General features: G+C 40.3%; 18 protein-coding genes. 11 read left to right on the top strand and 7 right to left on the bottom strand.

Annotated features, from left to right (window positions below; all coding sequences use genetic code 11):
• Positions 1-31 precede the first annotated feature (31 nt).
• Positions 32-1,570, bottom strand: a complete 1,539-nt coding sequence (gene amaB, locus IWX76_RS16630; RefSeq protein ID WP_196861144.1) for an L-piperidine-6-carboxylate dehydrogenase — start codon at positions 1,568-1,570, stop codon at positions 32-34.
• Positions 1,571-1,892: 322 nt separating this feature from the next.
• Between amaB and IWX76_RS16625 the strand changes: the two genes are divergently transcribed.
• The 6 genes from IWX76_RS16625 to IWX76_RS16600 all read left to right on the top strand — a co-directional run bounded on the left by IWX76_RS16625 (position 1,893) and on the right by IWX76_RS16600 (position 7,185).
• Entirely contained in the window at positions 1,893-3,296 is a 1,404-nt protein-coding gene (locus IWX76_RS16625; protein ID WP_196861143.1) for a tetratricopeptide repeat protein, read from the top strand.
• Between the two features lie 62 nt (positions 3,297-3,358).
• Complete coding sequence (locus tag IWX76_RS16620; protein ID WP_196861142.1) at positions 3,359-4,126, top strand: phosphosulfolactate synthase; 768 nt, start codon at positions 3,359-3,361, stop codon at positions 4,124-4,126.
• Positions 4,127-4,154: 28 nt separating this feature from the next.
• A complete protein-coding gene (locus tag IWX76_RS16615; RefSeq protein ID WP_196861141.1) occupies positions 4,155-4,898 on the top strand; it encodes a shikimate dehydrogenase family protein in 744 nt (247 codons plus the stop codon).
• 16 nt (positions 4,899-4,914) lie between these two features.
• The gene (locus IWX76_RS16610; protein ID WP_196861140.1) at positions 4,915-5,550 is read left to right on the top strand and encodes an MBL fold metallo-hydrolase; all 636 of its coding nucleotides are present in this window, start codon (positions 4,915-4,917) and stop codon (positions 5,548-5,550) included.
• Between the two features lie 22 nt (positions 5,551-5,572).
• Positions 5,573-6,805 (top strand): ABC transporter permease, encoded by a 1,233-nt coding sequence (locus tag IWX76_RS16605; RefSeq protein WP_196861139.1) that lies wholly within the window; start codon positions 5,573-5,575, stop codon positions 6,803-6,805.
• 2 nt (positions 6,806-6,807) lie between these two features.
• Complete coding sequence (locus IWX76_RS16600; protein ID WP_196861138.1) at positions 6,808-7,185, top strand: hypothetical protein; 378 nt, start codon at positions 6,808-6,810, stop codon at positions 7,183-7,185.
• On the opposite strand, the gene IWX76_RS16595 is transcribed toward IWX76_RS16600, so the two are convergent.
• Both IWX76_RS16595 and mqnB read right to left on the bottom strand, forming a co-directional pair.
• A complete protein-coding gene (locus tag IWX76_RS16595; protein WP_196861137.1) occupies positions 7,182-8,021 on the bottom strand; it encodes a menaquinone biosynthesis family protein in 840 nt (279 codons plus the stop codon). The two genes, IWX76_RS16600 and IWX76_RS16595, sit on opposite strands and share 4 nt — an antisense overlap.
• Positions 8,018-8,656: a futalosine hydrolase gene (gene mqnB / locus IWX76_RS16590; RefSeq protein WP_196861136.1), complete on the bottom strand. Its 639-nt coding sequence runs from the start codon at positions 8,654-8,656 to the stop codon at positions 8,018-8,020. Before mqnB ends, IWX76_RS16595 begins: the two co-directional genes overlap by 4 nt.
• 64 nt (positions 8,657-8,720) lie before the next feature.
• On the opposite strand from mqnB, the gene IWX76_RS16585 reads away from it, so the two are divergent.
• The 4 genes from IWX76_RS16585 to IWX76_RS16570 are packed head-to-tail and all read left to right on the top strand — an operon-like array spanning position 8,721 to position 14,416.
• The gene (locus tag IWX76_RS16585) at positions 8,721-9,131 is read left to right on the top strand and encodes a 6-pyruvoyl trahydropterin synthase family protein (RefSeq protein WP_196861135.1); all 411 of its coding nucleotides are present in this window, start codon (positions 8,721-8,723) and stop codon (positions 9,129-9,131) included.
• 12 nt (positions 9,132-9,143) lie between these two features.
• Positions 9,144-9,779 carry a GTP cyclohydrolase I FolE gene (gene folE, locus IWX76_RS16580; protein ID WP_334642122.1) on the top strand — a complete coding sequence of 212 codons (636 nt, stop codon included), beginning with the start codon at positions 9,144-9,146 and terminating at the stop codon, positions 9,777-9,779.
• Positions 9,780-9,785: 6 nt separating this feature from the next.
• Complete coding sequence (fabD, locus tag IWX76_RS16575) at positions 9,786-10,673, top strand: ACP S-malonyltransferase (RefSeq protein ID WP_196861175.1); 888 nt, start codon at positions 9,786-9,788, stop codon at positions 10,671-10,673.
• Positions 10,674-10,696: 23 nt separating this feature from the next.
• Positions 10,697-14,416, top strand: a complete 3,720-nt coding sequence (locus IWX76_RS16570; RefSeq protein WP_334642120.1) for a sensor histidine kinase — start codon at positions 10,697-10,699, stop codon at positions 14,414-14,416.
• Between the two features lie 3 nt (positions 14,417-14,419).
• Here the strand turns inward: IWX76_RS16570 and IWX76_RS16565 are convergent, their stop codons facing one another.
• The gene (locus IWX76_RS16565; protein ID WP_196861134.1) at positions 14,420-15,328 is read right to left on the bottom strand and encodes a hypothetical protein; all 909 of its coding nucleotides are present in this window, start codon (positions 15,326-15,328) and stop codon (positions 14,420-14,422) included.
• A 210-nt stretch (positions 15,329-15,538) separates the two neighbouring features.
• Here IWX76_RS16565 and IWX76_RS16560 point away from each other — a divergent pair, with 210 nt between their 5' ends.
• Complete coding sequence (locus tag IWX76_RS16560) at positions 15,539-17,071, top strand: glycoside hydrolase family 10 protein (RefSeq protein ID WP_196861133.1); 1,533 nt, start codon at positions 15,539-15,541, stop codon at positions 17,069-17,071.
• A 2-nt stretch (positions 17,072-17,073) separates the two neighbouring features.
• Here IWX76_RS16560 and IWX76_RS16555 read toward each other — a convergent pair whose 3' ends face one another.
• From IWX76_RS16555 to IWX76_RS16545, 3 genes are all read right to left on the bottom strand, one after another.
• Positions 17,074-18,216, bottom strand: a complete 1,143-nt coding sequence (locus IWX76_RS16555; RefSeq protein WP_196861132.1) for an acyltransferase family protein — start codon at positions 18,214-18,216, stop codon at positions 17,074-17,076.
• A gap of 6 nt (positions 18,217-18,222) precedes the next feature.
• On the bottom strand, positions 18,223-20,142 hold the full coding sequence (gene nagB / locus IWX76_RS16550; protein WP_196861131.1) for a glucosamine-6-phosphate deaminase: 1,920 nt from the start codon (positions 20,140-20,142) through the stop codon (positions 18,223-18,225).
• Between the two features lie 79 nt (positions 20,143-20,221).
• Positions 20,222-20,968 (bottom strand): DeoR/GlpR family DNA-binding transcription regulator, encoded by a 747-nt coding sequence (locus tag IWX76_RS16545; RefSeq protein WP_196861130.1) that lies wholly within the window; start codon positions 20,966-20,968, stop codon positions 20,222-20,224.

Below are 20,968 nucleotides of genomic sequence, written 5' to 3'. Positions count from 1 at the left end.
TGTGTCAACAAGCAGACACAGGTTTTTAGTTTTAAATATGGAATTTAATCCCCTGTGCAAGGGGTAAAGTATCAGAATAATTGATGGTATTGGTTTGTCGGCGCATATAACCTTTCCAGGCATCAGAACCACTTTCTCTACCGCCACCGGTTTCTTTTTCGCCACCGAAAGCACCGCCGATCTCTGCACCCGAGGTGCCGATATTGACGTTTGCAATGCCACAGTCTGAACCACCTGCTGCTAAAAACAATTCAGCTTCCCTTAAGTTTAAGGTCATGATGGCCGAAGATAATCCCTGTGGAACACCATTTTGTAAACGGATGGCTTCGTCGAGGGTTTTATATTTTATCAGGTATAAAATTGGCGCAAAAGTTTCTTCCTGCACTATTTCATAGTTGTTTTCTACTTCGGCTACACAAGGTTTAACATAACAGCCAGAACCATATTGTTCACCTTCCAGCAAGCCGCCTTCAACAATAAAGTGTGCACCTTCGGCTTTGCCTTTTTCAATGGCTTTTAAATACATGTCAACGGCTGCTTTATCGATAAGCGGACCCACATGGTTGTTTTCATCCAAAGGATCGCCAATGCGCAACTGCCCATAAGCTTTAACCAGCTTCTCTTTAAAAGTATCGTAAATATCTTCCTGAATGATCAGTCGCCTGGTCGAGGTGCAGCGTTGTCCGGCAGTGCCTACAGCACCAAAAACAGCGCCTATTAATGACATATCCAGGTCAGCATCTTTAGAAATAATGATGGCATTATTACCCCCTAGTTCTAGGATGCTCCGGCCAAAACGACCAGCAACGGCTGTGGCTACTTTTCTACCAATAGGGGTAGAGCCTGTGAAAGAAACTAAAGGAATCCTGCTGTCGTTATTCAGCAAGTCGCCAATCGGGTTACCAATCAACACACTAGATATCCCTTCGGGCATATGATTTGCTTTTAATACTTTCGCCAGGATGTGCTGACAAGCAATAGCGCATACTGGTGTTTTTGATGATGGTTTCCATACACAAACATTACCACAAACCAGGGCAAGGGCGGCATTCCAGCTCCATACTGCAACGGGGAAGTTAAAGGCAGAGATGATACCTACAATACCCATGGGGTGCCATTGTTCGTACATGCGGTGTTGCGGACGTTCAGAATGCATGGTTAAACCATATAATTGTCGGGAAAGGCCCACAGCAAAATCACAGATATCGATCATTTCCTGCACTTCGCCTAAACATTCTTGTAAACTTTTACCCATTTCATAAGATACCAGGGTACCCAGATCGTCTTTATTAACGCGCAAGGCATCACCCAGTTGCCGTACAATATCGCCTCTTTTTGGTGCCGGCGTATTGCGCCAGAACACAAAAGCCTCTTGTGCGGTTTTGATCACCTGCTCATAGTCTTGCGCACTGGCTACCTGGATGCGTGCAATTTCTTTTCCATCAACAGGTGAAAAACTGGTGATGGTGTTGGTACCGGAAACTGGTCCGGCCAAATTTCCAGTACTGAAAGCTGGGTTTTCTGCTAAAACGCCTAAGTTTTTTAAAACAGTGCTTATTTCTTTTTGCATAGCAAGAATGGTTTTATAACAATTGGATATCAACAAATATGCTCTTTTGCGGGTTATAAAAAAAGGTTACAGGGCTTTTCTTGACCCCTGTATTACCTGTTTTAAGAATAAGATTGTTTATTTTTGTAAATAATTCTGAACAACCCAAAGGCATTTAATGCAAACTAATAAATCTTTAAAATCCTGTTAATTACTAATTTATAAGTTAATTGTAGCGTAGGGCGTATAAATATTGAAAATATTTTACCCTTTTACGTTTAATTAGCGTAAACTTATAATGTGTTTTAAACAACAAGGGCAATGTTCTTTAATTAATCAATACATGGAAGAGGAATTTTACTTCGACTTTAGCGATGATGCACAGCGATCGGTAGAGCGTTACGAAGAAATGATACGTAATCAGGATCAGTATTTTTTCGATGCCCAGGCTTTTGAAAACATCATTGATTATTATATAGAAAAAAGTGATCCGGTAAAAGCATTGCAGGTGATCGACTATGCCTTAAATCAGCATCCTTATGCGGCGATATTTTTCGTTAAACAAGCACAGTTGTATTTTGTAACCGATCAGCTAGACCGTGCTTTTGAGTCGCTTGAAAAAGCGGAACTGCTGGAAGCATCAGAAGCAGAGATTTTTATCCTGCGCGGAAATATCTATTCCAGTCTGGATCAACATGAAATGGCTTTGGAGAACTTTAAAAAGGCATTGGAATTTGCAGAATCCATTGATGATATATTGTTGCAGATTGCTTATGTATACCAGAATATGTTGGATTATGAAAGTGCAATCGTGTATATTAAACGTAGTCTTGAACTCAATATGGAGAACAAGGACGGCTTATATGAGCTTGCTTTTTGTTACGATATTTTAGATAAACAGGAAGAAAGCATACAGTTTTACACGGAGTATATCGATAATGATCCCTATTCCTATGCAGCCTGGTACAACCTGGCAAATTCATATCATAAGCTTGACCTGTTTGAAAAAGCAATTGATGCCTATGATTATGCCATCTTAATTAAAGATAATTTCGCTTCGGCTTATTACAATAAGGGAAATGCCCTGGTTCAGCTGGATCGCTTTTCGGAAGCTATCGAAGTATACAAACATACATTCGAATACGAAAAACCGAACGCCGATACCTATTGTGCCATTGGGGAGTGTTACGAAAAGCTGGAAATGATGGATGAAGCCCGCTCTTATTATAAGAAGTCGGTAAAGATGGATCCGAAACTGGCAGATGCCTGGTTTGGTATTGGCGTAACCCTGAATTTTGAAGAACGTTTTTTCGAATCCTTACACTTTTATAAAAAGGCACTGGACCTGGATGGTATTAATCCGGATTTCTGGTTTGCCATGGCTGATGCTTATTATAAATTAGGGCAAATGGATAAGTCGGTAGAGGCCTATCACAAGGTATTATTGTATAATCCTACAGATGTAGAAGCCTGGCTGGACTATTCTACGGTACTTTATGAACAGGGAAAACTGATCGATGCTTCTGAAATTATCATGGAGGGAATTAAAAATAACCCGGATGCTGCAGAGCTTTATTACCGTATGGTGGCTTATTTATTTGCCATGAAAGAAAGCGATGAAGGTTTTGCGTACCTGGAGACGGCTTTAAGTATTGAGCCCGAAAAGCATTATATTTTATTTGAATACCTGCCTCAGCTGCAGGAAAACGGAATGATCTTAGAGGTTATTAACCGTTATATCAAATAAAGAACGTCTTTTCGAAAATCATCTCTTAAAAAGTCTATTTTTTTTTCACCTTTGCAGTATATATGAATTACCCTTTAAATAATATACCCGAACGTCCAGTAAAACCTCGTAACAAAGGTATAACCATGGTTATGGACAAAGGTTTAAGCTTAAGACAAACAGAAGACTTTATTGATGTTGCCGGTGTTCACACCGATATAGTTAAATTAGGATGGGCTACTTCTTTTGTAACGCCAAACCTGAAAGAGAAACTGGCCATCTATAAAAGCGCAGGTATCCCTACTTATTTTGGTGGAACTTTATTTGAAGCTTTTGTAATCAGAAACCAGTTTGACGATTATCGCCGTGTTTTAGATCAGTTTGGAATGGAGTATGCAGAAGTATCTGATGGCTCTATTTACATTGAACATGAGGAGAAGTTAGACTATATAGCGAAACTAGCTAAACAAGTGACTGTTATTTCTGAAGTAGGTTCTAAAGATGCAAAGAAGATTTTTGCGCCTTACAAATGGATTAAACTGATGAGTGCAGAAATTGAAGCTGGCTCCTGGAAGGTCATTGCTGAAGCCCGTGAAGGTGGAAATGTAGGGATCTACAGAGAATCTGGTGAGGTTCGTGAAGGTTTGGTTGATGAGATTTTAACGCAGATTCCAGAAGATTCCATTATCTGGGAAGCGCCGCAAAAGGAACAGCAGGTTTGGTTTATCAAATTAATTGGTACCAATGTAAATCTTGGAAACATTGCGCCTGCGGAAGTAATTCCATTGGAAACCATTCGCCTTGGATTAAGAGGAGATACGTTTGACCACTTTCTAAATTTAACTAAATAAGCGTTTTAAACGTTTACGGAAAAATATCATGGTTAAAACTTTTGGTTTAATCGGCTATCCTTTATCGCATTCTTTTTCTAAGAAGTTCTTTACGGAGAAGTTTGAAAAAGAGGGCATCAAGGATCGGCAGTATGAGCTGTTTCCCCTTACGGAAATCACTTTGCTCAAGCAACTGCTAGTTAATAAGGAATTGGAGGGCTTAAATGTTACGATTCCTTATAAAGTTGCTGTTATTCCTTATTTGAATGAAATGGACGATGCCGCACGTGTTATTGGTGCTGTAAATTGTATATCCATTAGCCATGAACAAGATATCCCTTTTTTAAAGGGGTATAATACCGATGCTTACGGTTTTGAAGAGTCTTTGAAGCCACTATTGGCGCCACATCACCAGAAGGCCTTAATTTTTGGCGATGGGGGAGCAGCCAAGGCGGTTAAATATGTGCTTCGTAAATTGGGCATCACCTACCTTTCGGTCGTTCGAAGCGCTGCTGAAGGTTGTATTACCTACGCAGAAGTAAGCCCAGCCTTGCTGCAGGAATACCAGGTTCTTATCAATACTACCCCATTGGGTATGTCGCCGAACCTGGAAACTTGTCCGGCGATTCCATATGAGGCTTTAAACCATAAACACCTTGCTTACGATTTAGTCTATAATCCAGCCGATACATTATTTTTACGCCAGGCGAAAGCCCAACATGCAGTAGCTAAAAACGGAATGGAAATGCTGGTGCTACAGGCAGAACGTTCCTGGACCATCTGGAATTCATAAACATTTATTGCTTATCATGATCAACATCAAGAAATTTACTTTTAATGCCTATCAGGAAAACAGCTATGTGTTGTATGATGAAACAGGAGCCTGTGTAATTATTGACCCGGGAATGTATGAGTCTTATGAGCAGAATGAGCTGGTTGCCTTTATTAAAGATAATGGTTTAACACCGTCGGCATTGCTCAATACGCATTGCCACCTGGATCATGTGTTTGGTAATAAGTTTGTTTTTGACCAATGGGGATTAAAGCCGCAGTTTCATCGTGGTGAAATGAAAATATTACAGGCCATACCTAGTTATGCACCAGGCATGGGTTTCAGGTATGAAATGGGTCCTGATCCGGATGTGTTTCTGGAGGAAGGGGATCTCGTAACTTTTGGCGACAGCGAGCTGGAGTTGTTGCTTACGCCGGGCCATTCGCCGGCACACCTATGTTTTTATGCAAAAGCAGAAAACTTTTTGATAGGTGGCGACGTGTTATTTTATGGAAGTATTGGCCGAACGGATCTTCCGGGTGGTAATCATGAGCAGTTACTGCAAAGTGTTAGGGAAAAGTTATTTACCTTGCCTTCTGATTGTGAAGTTCATCCCGGCCATGGAAAGTCTACCTTTATTGGTTTTGAAAAAGAAAACAATCCATTTTTCTAAACAGGTTTAACCATTTTACCCAATGAATACAGCGTTTTATATTGCCCGCAGGTATCTTTTTGCTAAAAAATCAACCAATGCGATCAATATAATTTCTACCATTTCTGTCATCGGTGTTTTTGTTGGCAGTGCTGCGCTGATCATTATTTTATCGGTTTTTAATGGATTTGAAGAAGTTGTGCTAAAAATGTACAATACTTTTACACCTGAGGTGGTGGTGGCCCCGGCTGGTGGCAAAACCTTTGATCCTGATGCTGCCGTGTTTAATCAGGTTAAAAAGGATCCCCGCATTTATTCTTATACAGAAGTGCTTGCAGAAAATGCTTTGCTGCGCTACGGAACCCGGCAATCTGTGGGTTTGGTGAAGGGGGTAAGTGACGAATACTTAAAAAACAGAAGCCTCGATACCATTACGGTACAAGGCGATTTTGTGTTGGAGAATACGGCTGGTCCACAGGCCGTTATTGGTTCTGCCATTCAGAACTATCTGATGATCAATACCAATGATCCTTTCACGCCATTACAAATTTATTCGCCTAAAAAGGGCAGTGCTGCGAGTTCGGTTAATCCTGCCGATGATTTTACAATGGCTACGATTCCTGTGGCGGGTGTTTTTGAGTTGCAGCAGGATTTTGATAACATGACCATTGTGCCCTTATCTTTTGTACGCGAACTGCTGCAGGAACCAAAGAATATCTCATCCATTGAAATAAACCTGCTTCCAGGAGCAAGTGCCGAAAGTTTCAAGAAAGAGATCGAAAAACAGTTAGGGAAGGAATTTGTTGTTAAAGATCGTTTACAACAAAATCAGGTTTTGTATAATATATTAGGTTCAGAAAAGTGGGCCGTGTATATAATTCTCACTTTCATTTTAATAATTGCTATTTTTAATATTATTGGATCACTAACCATGTTGGTTCTGGATAAATTAAAAGATATTGCTGTTTTAAGCAGCCTTGGTGCTGGTAAGCGATTAATAAAGCGAATATTTCTGTTGGAAGGGATGATGATTACCATGACAGGGTGTATATTTGGGCTATTAGTTGGCTTTCTATTTTGTTTAGCGCAACAAAAGTTTGGTTTCGTGCAGATGTCGCAAGAAGACCTGATGATTCCGAATGCTTACCCCGTGGCTTTTAAAGGGATGGATTTTGTGCTGGTATTTGTAACGGTCAGCCTATTTTCTTTAGTCGCATCGGCACTGTCTTCCAACCTGAGTGTGAAGAAGATTAATTATATTAACAAAGATCTATAACCATGAAGCATACCAAAAAAATAACGTTGTTATCGATTGTTCTAGCCTTAGCTGTTATAGCTTGTAACCGGACTCCAGTAGAAGATGAAAACAGCGATATTAGAGTAATTAAAGGGCTATATAGCTATGGTCCGGAAATCCGTTCATTTACGGATTGTGATGAGGGCCGGGAATACTGGGTTGCAGATAGTGCAAAAACTCTGGAGCTTGCTTATAATGATCTTAAATTTGAAAAACCATACATTCCGGTTTATATAGAAGTAGAAGGCCGGGTGGTAAAGTCTGACAGTACGACGGTTACCGCTAATTTTGACTCCACGCTGGTGGTGACTAAGGTGCTTAAAGTGACCCGTGAAATTCCTGACGGACCTTGTAACTAATCTTCAATATAAATATTTTTGCTGCGCAGGGGGATAACCCCATTTGATTCTGCAATGCTGAACAATTTATCGATGGCTTTACGGCCTTCAACACCCAGATCAATAGAGTATTGGTTTACATAAAGCTCAATGTGTTTATACATGACGGCTTCGTCCATTGCTTGCGCATGTTCACGGATAAATTCCAGTCCTGATTTGGGGTTTGCAAAAGCAAACTCTACAGATTTCCGGATCAATAGGTTTAATTTCTGCTGAACTTCAAGCGGTAGCCTTCTGTTTACCACAATACCACCCAAGGGGATGGCACAACCCGTTAGGGTTTCCCAATAATTACCAAGGTCGATGATTTTATGTAATCCCTTATCAGCATAGGTAAAGCGGTTCTCATGAATAACCAGTCCTACATCAATACGGTTTTCTAGTAAAGCATTTTCTATGTCTGAAAAGACCAGCTCTTGTTTATTTGTTAATTGCGGATAGGCAACACCTAACAAGAAATTGGCTGTGGTAAACTTGCCCGGAATACCAACGCGCAGGTTGGCAGCTAGTTCATGTTGCAATAAAGCGGGGTCTTTGCAAATTAACAAAGGACCGACACCGAAACCTAAAGCACTACCTGAATGAAGCAACGCATATTGCTCGGCAACATAGGCCAGCGTGTGAAAGCTAAGTTTAGTGATGTCAAGCGTGCCTGCCAGGGCCTTTTGATTTAAGGTTTCCACATCATCAAAAGACACTTCAAAGTCTAAACCTTCTGTATCTATTTTATGATGAATGAGGGCGTCGAAAATAAACGTGTCATTGGGGCAGGGCGAGAATCCTAAAGTAAGTTTCATGGGGTAAAATTAAGCAAAAATTCAATAGCCCATTGATTGAGGTTTTTAATGGCCAGGCCAATTTTCCAGTTTTCCTTATTCCTTTCTTCGACATGATTGGAAATGGCTCGTACTTGTAAACAAGGGATGGCCGCCTGTTCGCAGGCATAAAATACGGCAGCACCTTCCATGCTTTCCGTTGCCGGATGCAGCCGGTTAACCATGGCGGTGATAGCGGCACTGTTACCGTGTACCTGGTTGACGGTAATGCCCTTGACCTGGGGTAATGTATTCAATAAGGAATGATGGCCGGTATAGCTGCATGCGTAAACGGTTTTGCCAAAACCGAGTTCGTTTAAGGTTAAAAAGGAATCTTTGGTTTGCGCACCTAATTCTGAAAACTCGTCTTCGATTACCTGCACCAGGCTGCCCAGGTTAGTGTTGTAATCAAAAGAACCGGCTATACCCAGGTTTAATACCAGCTGATACTGTGCCGACAGTGTTTTACCCAAGGCAAAAGCTGTTGCTGTCATGCCCACACCGGTAATCAGGATGTCGAATTTAGGACTTTGCATAAATGCAGCCGGAGGGCAGTCAAAATGCTCATAGATGCCTTTTACTTCTGCAAAGGTGGCGGCTACAACAAGTATTTTCATTCCCCTAAGGTAATAAATCGCTTTCAGTTCCTTTCTATGTATATTTGTAGTCAATTTTAGAGAAATGATTTATATAACACGCAAGGCGTCATTCAATGCGGCACATAAATTATCAAGACCCGATTGGTCTGATGAGGAAAATGCAGCGGTGTACGGAAAGTGTGCTAATCCAAATTGGCACGGGCATAATTACCAATTATATGTTACCGTTAAAGGGGAGATTAACCCGGAAACGGGGTTTCTAGTAGACCTTAAATGGTTAAAAGACATTACAAACGAGTTTGTTGTCGATAAAATCGATCATAGAAACTTAAACCTGGATGTCGACTTCATGCAGGGCAAACTAGCTTCTACGGAGAACCTGGCTATAGCTGTATGGGATGAGCTGTTACCACATATACAAAATGGAGGGGCTACTTTACACAGTATTAAAATTTATGAAACCGAAAACAACTTTGTTGAATACTTCGGATAATTACAAAGCTTAATGGATAATAAAACACAAACGTTTACCGAAGAGGAAAACGAGGGTTACTTAAAAATTGACCGTTATAACGAAGACAAAATAGCTTCATTAGCTGATCATTACAAAGATATTTTACACCAGCTAGGTGAGGATCCGGAGCGCGAAGGATTACTAAAAACCCCTGAACGGGTGGCAAAAGCCATGCAGTTTCTTACCCATGGGTATGATACTAAACCGGAAGAAATTCTTCGTTCCGCCATGTTTAAAGAAGATTATAGCCAGATGGTGGTGGTTAAAGACATTGAAGTGTTTTCGATGTGTGAACACCACATGCTTCCTTTTTTTGGTAAAGCACATATTGCCTATATTCCAAACGGACATATTGTTGGCCTAAGCAAGATTCCAAGAGTGGTTGATGCTTATGCACGCCGATTACAGGTGCAGGAACGCTTAACTAATGAAATTAGAGATTGTATACAGGAAACGTTAAAACCTGCAGGAGTGGCTGTTGTTATAGAATGTAAACACTTGTGCATGGCAATGCGTGGTATTCAGAAACAAAACTCTGTTACAACGACCTCTGCCTTTACCGGTGAATTTGCGAAAGACAAAACCAGGGCAGAATTTTTAAGATTAATTACGGCAAATTTACATTAGAACATGATGAAAGCATATATATTTCCAGGTCAGGGTGCACAATTTTCCGGAATGGGAAAGGAACTTTACGAAAATCAGGAAGCTAAAGCATTATTTGAACAAGCAAATGAAATTATTGGATTTCGCATCAGCGACATTATGTTTTCTGGTTCGGATGAAGAATTAAAACAAACTAACGTTACTCAACCAGCAATATTTTTGCATTCTGTAATTTTAGCTAAGTCGTTAAAGGAGGCTTTTCAACCTGATATGGTAGCCGGACATTCTTTAGGGGAGTTTTCTGCATTGGTTGCAGCGTCTGCCTTATCTTTTGAAGATGGCCTTCGTTTGGTTATTGCCCGTGCAAATGCGATGCAAAAAGCCTGTGAATTACAACCTTCTACGATGGCTGCAATTTTAGGCTTAGCAGATGATGTGGTAGAAATGATTTGTTCGCAAATTGATGAAGTTGTTGTGCCAGCAAATTATAATTGCCCTGGTCAATTGGTAATTTCCGGAAGTACTGCCGGGATTGACATCGCTTGTCAGCAATTGACCGAAGCAGGTGCTAAAAGAGCGTTAAAACTTAATGTAGGTGGTGCATTCCACTCCCCTTTAATGGAACCAGCTAAGGTAGAGCTGCAATCGGCTATCGAAAATACGCTTATTTCTGCACCAAGATGTCCAATTTATCAAAACGTAGATCCGCAACACCCTACAACAGACCCGGCACAAATTAAAGCCAATCTGATTACTCAATTAACAGGTGCAGTAAGGTGGACACAAACCATAGAGCAGATGCTGGCTAACGGCGCTGAGGAATTTGTAGAAGTTGGTCCTGGTAATGTTTTGCAGGGCTTGGTTAAAAAAGTGAACAGAGCCGTTGTTACCCGTGCTGCTGCGGTTGCTGTTTAAATAGATCACCTAAAATAATTGCTGTGAGCATAGGCGTAAAGATTAGAATTTTACTGGTCATTCTAGGGGCATGTTGTATTATTACAGCCATTACCTTAAAACATACAGTATCTGAAAATGATTACCTGCGCCATGAAGCAGCAGAATTACAGGAAAATCTTTCCACTAGTGAACGTTTGGTTTTCAACTTCCTCTCCGATCCGAAGGAGGTTGAGAACCTAAAAAAGCTTCATGAAAAACCAGAATTAGCCTTAAGGTTTATTGAGACTTACCCTGAAGAGGAAATCAATGTGATTACCTACCAGGATCATGAGGTTAAATTCTGGAGTTCTTACCTGATCAATCCTCCTCCGGTTAATTTTGTTAAAGACGGTGTGTCTGTGGTACAGCTGTCCAATGGCTGGTACGAGGCCATAAAAAAAACAGAGGGAAATTTTGTGGCCGTATTTTATATTAAAATCAAGAGCCAGTTTCTTATTGAAAATAACTTTCTGAGTAATGAGATTTCAAAAAAACTACTTCCATCTAATTCACTAACATTCGCCTCGTTTATTGATAATGAGGTGGTAACGATTAAAAGCAATACAGGTAAGCCACTATTTGAAGTAAAACTTCGTTCAGAAAACTCCGAAACCCTATATTCTACTGTAGAAGTCTGGTTATGGGCCATTGGTATTTTTAGTTTTTCTTTATTTGTCAACTCGCTGTGTTCTCTAATTGCAAAAAACGGCCGCCTGGCGCTGGCTACATTATTGCTGTTTTTATATTTTGTCGCGCTTCGGTTAAGCGACCTGCAGTATGGCTGGCTGAATCATCAGTTTAACCTGGCTATTTTTAATCCTGCAGTATACGGGCAAAGTTTCTTCCTGCCGTCACTGGGTGATTTCCTGCTCAATATTATTTGTTCTACCTGGTTTTTATTTTTCATATACACCTATAAAGAAAAATACAGCTTTCCTGGTTTGCTTACCAGAAATAAGACTGCCGGTTTGGTAGTACATGCGCTAATGCTGCTGTTGCTTGCGCTGGTGGCCTTCCATATTGACCGCCTATTTTCTGGATTGATCTATAATTCCAAGATTAATTTCGACATCACCAATATTATTAACTTGGGTTGGGCAAGCTGGATTAGTATCGGTATTCTTTGTTTGGTATGGTTCAATGTTTTTCTTGCAGCCTATATCTTTATGCAATGGACCAAGAAATTAAATGTAAATAATAAAGAAAGGCTATTGCTGTTTCTGGCTGCATTTCTTGGGTATTTGGTTTTTCGGATTGTTACCGAATTCACCGTGTTTTTCATGGTGTATGCATTGTTTCTGTTTGTTTTGGGCTGGAATATTTATGTAGAGAAAGCAAAATTTTCTATCCGGACTTATGTGAGTTTGTTTTTCTGTCTGGCACTCATATCTTCCATCAAATATGTGAAATTCCAAGATATTAAGGAGCGCAATAAGCGTTACACTATTGCACAGAAATTATTGTCGACAGACAATCCGCGGGTAATTAGCTCGATTGAAAGTCTGGAAACCGGTGTGTCAGGAGATGAATATGTGCTTAATTTTTTCAGATCGCCAAATGTGGAGAAAGAAGCCGTGCTGGAAAGCATGGTGGATAAAAAATACCTGGACAGTTACCTGGCACAGTATGAATACAACTTGTTGCCTTACAGCGTAACCTCATTTTCGCTGGAAAAAGGTGAAGCTACCCCTTTACAACACTATAAAGAATTGGTGCAGTCTGGCTCTGTAAAGGTGTCGAACTACTTTTACCGGTTAAATGATACGTTTGGTTACCAAAGTTATTTTGGTATCATTCCCGTATTCGATAATAAACAAATGCTGGGCACCCTGGTGCTGGAGCTAAGATCCCAACAATACAATTATAATAACCAGTTTCCTGAATTGCTGGTAGATGGAAAGGTGAAAAGTGAGGAAGATTTTAAAGACTATTCCTTTGCATTTTATAATTATGGCAATTTAATTAATCAGGCTGGTACGTTTACCTACAAGCTAAGCGATCGGGAGTTTGAGGGACGTAATGATGAGGTGATTTATATTAATGACCTTAAAACCGGTTATAACCATATGGTTTATAAGCCTACGCCTACAAGGACCATCGTAATCAGTAAGGAGAAGATGTCGTATGTAAGCCGATTATCAATTTTGTCGTTTTTCTTTCTGGTTTTTATATTGTTTGCTGTTGGCTTGCATAGCGTGCTATGGCTTTCAAAGAATATAGACGAAAATTGGGGTGGCTGGTTTAACATTAACCGATCATTGATGATCAATGCCAATAAAATTTTATATAAAACACGGATACAATTTTCAATTGTTTTATCTGTGGTGGCTACCTTACTTATTGTGGGCTGGACCACGTTTTTTTACATCAGTGCAGAGTACAGGCGGCAACAGGATGATTTTATCAGAGACAAGCTGCGTAAAGTGCAATTGTTATATGGAAAGAAAATGTACGCCAGTGGGAGTATTCCTCCGGTTACAGCGTTGTCTATTCAGGATTTCAACCAGTTTTCGGATGTAAATTCTACGTATTTGAATCTGTTTGATACGAAAGGAAACTTATTGTATACCTCTATCCCAAAAATATATGACTATGGAATCTTGTCTAAAAACATGGCTCCGGATGCTTATATCTATCTTAATCAATTCCAGCGGGCTGAGTATATTAGTCCGAATCAAAAGATTGGAAGTTTTACCTATTCCGCTGCTTATGGCGCCATCCGAAATTCTCAAAACCAGACCATAGGTTATATCGGTTTGCCATATTATGGTAATGAAGGAGATTTCCAGTCTAAAATTGGCTTATTTATCAATACCCTAATCAACATATATGCACTGGTGTTTGTGGCCATTGGCGTTTTAGCCGTGTTCCTGGCCAATCAAATTACAAATCCGCTTACCTTTATACAGGAGAGTATTCGTAAAACAAAACTTGGACAAAAAAACCAACCTATTTTATGGTCGCGGCACGACGAAATAGGCTCTTTGATTAAGGAGTATAATAAGATGCTGGCTGCGCTGGAAGAAAGTGCGGTGAAGCTGGCTAAATCTGAAAGAGAAAGCGCATGGCGGGAAATGGCCAAACAAGTAGCCCATGAAATTAAAAATCCGTTGACACCGTTAAAATTAGGTGTGCAACTACTGGAAAAGTCATGGAAGGAAAAAGATCCTAATTTTGAGCGAAAATTTGAACGGTTTAATAAATCTTTTGTTGAACAAATTGACAGCCTGGCTACCATTGCTTCTGAGTTTTCTAACTTCGCTAAAATGCCAGATACAAAGCTGCAGCGGCTCCAACTGCTTCCTATCTTACAGCAAGCCAGTGATGTTTATGTTAACACTAAAAATGTGGAGATTTACCTGGTTGATCAAACCTCCATGGCCATTTTTATAATGGGGGATAAGGACCAGTTACTTCGAACTTTTAATAATTTATTGAAAAATGCGATTGAGGCTAGTAGTGCCTTGGAAGCTTGCGTAATTTATATTAAGCTACGTAATGACCACAAGAAGGTTTGGATAGAGTTGTCTGACAATGGTATAGGCATAGATTATTACCTGCATGATAAAATATTCGCCCCTAATTTTACCACAAAATCATCGGGTACTGGATTAGGATTAGCCTTTGTAAAACAGGCTGTGGAAAATGCAGGCGGAACGGTGGAGTTCAAGTCTGTTCTTGATAAGGGCACTACTTTCTTTCTTAGCTTTCCCCTGGCCTAATCATTACTTGAGGGTAACGGAAGATTTACCCATGGTAAAACCATCAGTATACAAGATGACTGAATAGGTGCCTTTGATAAATTCTGTAGGGTTAACCCAAGAAAGGGTGTATAATTCCTTATGTTCTTCATATGCCAGCGTAGTCATTTCGCTATACTGCATTTGCTGTTTATTAGCATCGAACATGTTGTTCTCGTCGGCAATTAGATTTCCGGCCGGGTCAAAAACACGGATATATATTTTGTAATATTTCTTTTCGGCCAATTCATTTGGTGCAATGCCAAACTTGATGTCTATTTTTTGTGCTGAACCTGCATTTTTCACAGCAACCTGTTTCCCGCTGTTTTTTACTCTAAATGCGATAACCTCCATGTTGATGGCCTTCAGTGCCGCACCTTCCTTAATTTTCTTGCTTAATTCCAGATTTTTTTGAGCCAATCGTTCCGCTTTTTCATTGACCTGATTTACTGAATTGACTAAGCTATCTCGTTCAGATTTTAAGAGCATGTTCTCCTGGCTAAGCTTAGCAATTTGCTCATGATGGTTTTTCACAAATTGTCTGAGTTCTTTAACTTCCCTCTGTGCTTCAGAAAGTTCACCTTGCGTCAGCTGACTTTTTTCCAGGGCACTTTTAAGTTCGTAAATTTTGTTTCTGGCTAACTGTTGTTCCTGTTGAAGTTTTTCTGTTAAAGTGGTATTTAGGTTATTTACTTTATCTAGTTCAACTTCTATCTTTTCTACTTCTAATTTTAATCTGTCTTTTTCGGTGTTAACACTTACAAAGCGCGCGCTCTCCTGTTTGTCTCTAAAATAGAGATATGCATTCGTTCCTAATAAGGCAACGATTACGATGATCAGGAAGTAAATTTTGTTGCGGTCGCCTGTGTTACCAGGAATTTTTTGGTCTAACATTTCACAATAAAGTTCAGTTTTTTTATGTCAAAGTTCCTTCAGGTTAAGAAAGAAAGGTCTAACATAAAGATTAAATTATAATAATTGGTCAAAAAAACCGCAAATTTGTAACAGAGTAACGGAAAATTCGTTTACTTGAGAAAGGTAGTTGTTAAGCAAACCGTATAATAACTATCAAATAACACACGTACGAATCACAAATTTCCAAGAATGTTTAAGATCCTTATTGTTGCAATAACACTTGTATTTACTTGCCTTTTTTCTTCTCTAGCACAACAAACAGCAAAAAACGCTCCAAAAAGGGAGTTTAGAGGGGTGTGGGTGGCAACGGTGTCTAATATTGACTGGCCGTCGAGACCGGGCCTAAGTGCGGACCAACAAAAACAAGAACTTATAGGATTATTGGAAAAGCATAAAGGAAATGGTATGAATGCCATCATCTTACAGGTTCGTCCGGCAGCCGATGCTTTTTATGCGAAATCAAGGGAGCCCTGGAGCCAATGGTTGATGGGTAAACAAGGGTTAGCGCCAGCTGCGGGTTATGATCCCTTAGCATTTGCTATTGAAGAAGCACACTTTAGGGGAATGGAACTTCACGCCTGGTTTAATCCTTACCGGGCAACGGTGAGTACGAATGCAGTGTTAAGTAAAGACCATATGGTGGTAAAACGTCCCGATTTATTTTTTACTTATGCTGGTAAAAAACAGTTTGATCCGGGCATACCTGAAGTAAGGGAATATATTATACAGGTAGTGTTGGATGTGGTGAAGGGTTACGATATCGATGGCATACACTTCGATGATTATTTTTACCCATATCCGGTGTCTGGCCAGACGATAAAAGACGCCAATACTTTTGCGCAACATCCCAATGGTTTTACCAATGTAAACGACTGGCGCAGAAACAATGTAGATTTATTGATTGAGCAGCTTGACGATAGCATTCATCACTATAAAAAGCATGTAAAGTTTGGTATTAGTCCTTTTGGTATATGGAGGAATCTTCGGGAGGACAGCCTTGGGTCTGCGACTAACGGACTTTCAAATTACTCGGAGTTGTATGCTGATTCAAGAAAATGGGTTAAAGAGGGCTGGGTAGATTATATTAATCCGCAAGTATACTTTAGTTTCACGCGTAAGGCGGCGCCATTTGACACACTAGTGGATTGGTGGAGTGAAAATACATATGGCAGGCATTTGTACATAGGACAGGCTGCATATCTGATGAATCAGAAAATGGAAGCTGCCTGGCGATTGCCAAACCAGATACCCGATCAGATCAGGTACATGAGGGAAAATAACAGGGTGCAAGGTAGTGTGTTCTTTAGCTCAAAATCGTTTTCTACGGTGGCCCGTGCTACCGGAGACTCTCTGCGTTTGGATTTGTATAAATATCCTTCGCTGCCACCACAAATGCCATGGTTAGATGATATTGAACCTAATATTCCACTGCATCTGCGTGCTGAGTCTAGAAATGATGGAATACACCTGTCATGGGAACATCCCTTAATTGCTGCTGATGGTGAAACGGCTTCAGGTTATGTAATCTATCGTTTCGAGGAGGGAGAGCATGTTGCTATATTAAACCCTAAAAATATTCTTAAAATCAGTTTTCTGAAGTATACTACTTTTATTGATACCGATGTGGTTAGTGGCAAACGTTATACTTACCTGGTTACAGCTTTAGACCGCTTAAAAAATGAAAGTGTAGCCAGTAGCCCTGTTGGGCTGGCGGCACACTAATGTTATACTTTGATAAAGATTTTCTTTTTATACATTATGTATAAAATAATATACCAAAAGAGAATTTGAGTAACTGCCCAAACTAGTGAAGCATTTACAGGCGCGAAATTAGCGCTATAATAAGTTTGATATAACCAGCTTTGGAGTCCAGTTTCACTGCCGTCGGGCGTGTTCACTTTAAACATGTTTAGGGTGCGTGGCAATAACCCTGAAAGAAAAAAGACAGTGATGGCGTTAACCCCATAAACCACAAATGGTGTGGTGAACTTCTGATATTTTTGTACATCAATCATCCAATAGCTCAAGGCCAGGATAACGGTTGCTAAACCACCTGTGTACAAGACGAAGGAGCTTGTCCAAAGTGCTTTGTTAATCGGGAATTGTAAATCCCACAACAGTCCAAATGCAATGGCTGCAAAGCCGGTGGAGAATAACCAGGCCATTTTAGTGGCGGCGTCCATATCTTTACGTTTTAAGAATAGACCTACTAAAACGCCGAATAAACCTGTTGCTACTGCTGGAATGGTGCTGAACAATCCTTCGGGGTCCCAGGTTTTTGCTGACTTATACAAATGAGCTTCGGTTAATATGGATCGGTCGATCCAGGCACCCAGATTAGTTTCTTTTTCCAGGTTGGGATAACCAACACCAGGAACAGGTACAAAGGTCATCATGGCCCAATAAAAAACCAGCAGACCAATAAAGATTCTAAAGATATTTTTCTCTGTATTTTTCAAGAATATGACGGCAGAAATAAAGAAAACCAGGGCAATGCGTTGCAAGACGCCTGGTATTCTTACTGTTTGTAAAGCTTCGATGGGTGCAGTAAAGATTTTAGGGTACAAGGAAAGGAAAAGTCCAAGTCCAAATAAAATCAGGGCACGTTTAAAAGCTTTACTTAGGAGTTGACGGTGTAATGATGGGTCAGTTTTTTTACTGCCCATGGCATACGCTATGGAAACGCCCACAATGAAGAGGAAAAATGGAAAAATCAAATCGGTGGGGGTACAACCATTCCACGCCGCATGGCGTAATGGGGCATAAATATTTCCCCAATCGCCAGCATTGTTAACCAAAATCATTGCAGCTACGGTCGCCCCTCTAAAGAAGTCTAACGACAATAACCGCTGTGGGCTGTTTTCCATATTATATTAAAATTTCCACCTTACAAATGCTTCCATTGCTTCGTATTCTGATAAGCCCAGGTCGTCATAGGCTTTAGCTGTCTCCCGGTTACGGTCTTCAGCACGTTTCCAGAACTCACGTGAATCGTCGCCAGGGAAAACAGCACGGTCTTTTTGACTTTGGTGTTTAAAGATGGCATATTTCTTTTTCTCCAATTCCTGCGGACTAAGCGGTACAGCCATTTCGATTTCATGAGTTGGAAACTCATGCCAAGCGCCTCTATACATCCATAACCAGCAGTCTTGCGCCCAGCTTTCAGTTTTACGGAGTTCGGTTAATGCGGCAAGAATGATGTTGAAGCAAACGATATGTGTTCCGTGCGGATCTTCAAAATCTCCGGCAGCGAAAACTTGTTGTGGTTTTACTTTTTGTAATAATTCGATGGTTATTTGAATATCCAGGTCTGTTACCGGGTTTTTCTGGCTTTTGCCTGATTCGTAAAATGGCAGGGCCATGAAGTGAATATGATCATCTTCAAGTCCGCAGTAACGTGCACCAGCAATCGCTTCGCCTTTTCTAACTAAACCTTTAACCGTTTGAATTTCGGGGGTATCGATTTGATTAGGTAATTTCTGGTCAATGAAGGTACGCATGTTATCATAAATGCTTTGTAAAGCATCCTGACCTAAGCCCATTTTTTTAGCAAAATCAATGCTGAACTCTACAAAACGTAAGGCGTCATCATCCCAAACCGCAGTATTTCCAGAAGTTTGGTAAGCCACATGGACATCATGTTGTTGATCTACCAACCGGATGAAGGTTCCGCCCATGGAGATGACATCGTCATCAGGATGAGGAGAGAAAATAAGTACACTCTTTTTAGCAGGCTCGGCACGTTCTGGCCGCTGGCTATCATCGGCATTTGGTTTGCCACCTGGCCAGCCAGTAATGGTATGTTGTAGTTTATTAAAAATATGAATATTAATATTGTAAACTGGACCTTTTTCCAGGGCAAGTTGTGCCATGCCATGGTTGTTAAAGTCGTCTTCTGTTAGTTTCAGGATTGGTTTTTGTAAGGTGTTTGCTAACCAGATCACTGCTTTACGGGTGAGCATTTCATCCCATACACAGTCTTTCACTAACCATGGCGTGTCAAAACGGGTTAACAAGGAGGCTGCATCCTTATCAAGTATAAATTCTACATGTTCTGAAAGTTGCAGGTAAGTTGCCGGTACTTCACTAGAAATTTCGCCTTCTACTGCTTTTTTAATGATGGATGCTTTCTTTCTATTCCAAGCCATTAAAATGATTTCTCTGGCTTTGAAAATGGTGCCAATACCCATAGTAATGGCTTTTGAAGGCACAAATGATTTACCCCCGAAATCTCTTGCCGCATCTCTTTTAGTAAGGTCGTCAAGTGTTACTAAACGGGTACCTGAATTTGGTGCAGAACCTGGCTCATTGAAACCAATGTGACCAGTACGACCAATACCAAGAATCTGAATGTCTAACCCACCTACATCACTTATTTTCTTTTCATAGTCCAGGCAGAAAGCTGGGATTTCTTCAAGCTTTAAAGTTCCGTCAGGAATATTGACATTGTTTTTATCAATATCAATATGGTTAAAAAGGTTCTCATTCATGAAGGTCACGTAACTCTGTGCAGCATTAGGCTGCATAGGGTAATACTCATCAAGGTTAAACGTAACAACATTTTTAAAACTTAGCCCTTCCTCTTTGTGTAAACGCACAAGTTCTGCATACACCGCAATAGGCGTGGCGCCTGTTGCTAAACCAAGAACGGCCATTGCATTTTGTGACTGTTTGAGTTTGATTAGGTTAGCGATACGATGTGCAACACTTAGGGATGCTTTTTTTGGGTTTTCAAAGACGGAAACGGGCAGTTTTTCAAAGCGTGTTTCCTCTAATAGATTTAATCTAGCCATTAATTCGGTTTTGTTAAAATTGGTTCGGAGCAGTAAAGATAGCATACAATTCCGGTTTGTTCAGGATTTTGAGGCTTGATTAGAGAATTTTTAAAGTCTTTATCCGGTAATCGTTTAGTTCCGTGCACGCTGCGTCAATTTCCGTTATTAAATAATTGATATTTTCTAAAGAAGCTACTTTTAACCGTTGTGTAGTATTTAATTTCTCTGAAATACATAATATAGCAGCCCTTTTACTCGAGCTCAGCATTTTTTTCTTAAGCTGGTTAATCTCCCAGTCTGTATCGGTTAGGCCATTGGTTGGATGTACGGCGCTGGTGCCAATTAAACAGAGATCGGCATTGATTTCCGACAATTGGTTGATGACATGGCTGCCGTAGGTAACCTGTGAGTTTTTAGAAAAAAGACCTCCAATCAAAATCACTTCCAACTTTTCATATTTGGCCAGTTCAATCGCTACGTATGGGCTCACGGTAAAAAAAGTGGCTGTCAGCTGAGGAGGAAGCAATTTAGCTAGTTCAATTAGGGTAGTACCACCTCCTGTTAAGATGACCATCCCATCTTTAATGAGACCAATAGCTTTTTTTGCAATACACCTTTTGGCGTCGCGGGCGTAAACGTGTACGTCATCAAAAGAACTCTGGTAAGAAGTGGAAAGCGCTCCGCCATGTACTTTGATTAGCCTTTTGCTTTCACTTAATTCCTGCAAATCTCTTCTGATGGTGTCTTCAGACACGTTTAACAGGGATACCAGATCTGAGGTGAGCACCCGATTATGCAAATTTATTTGACGCATAATCAAATCATGCCTTTCTTTCTTTAACAT

It is taken from the genome of Pedobacter sp. CAN_A7, assembly GCF_015752175.1.
Lineage (GTDB): Bacteria > Bacteroidota > Bacteroidia > Sphingobacteriales > Sphingobacteriaceae > Pedobacter.
The sequence above is the reverse complement of the archived record's forward strand: the minus strand, read 5'-3'. Positions and strand labels throughout refer to the sequence as shown.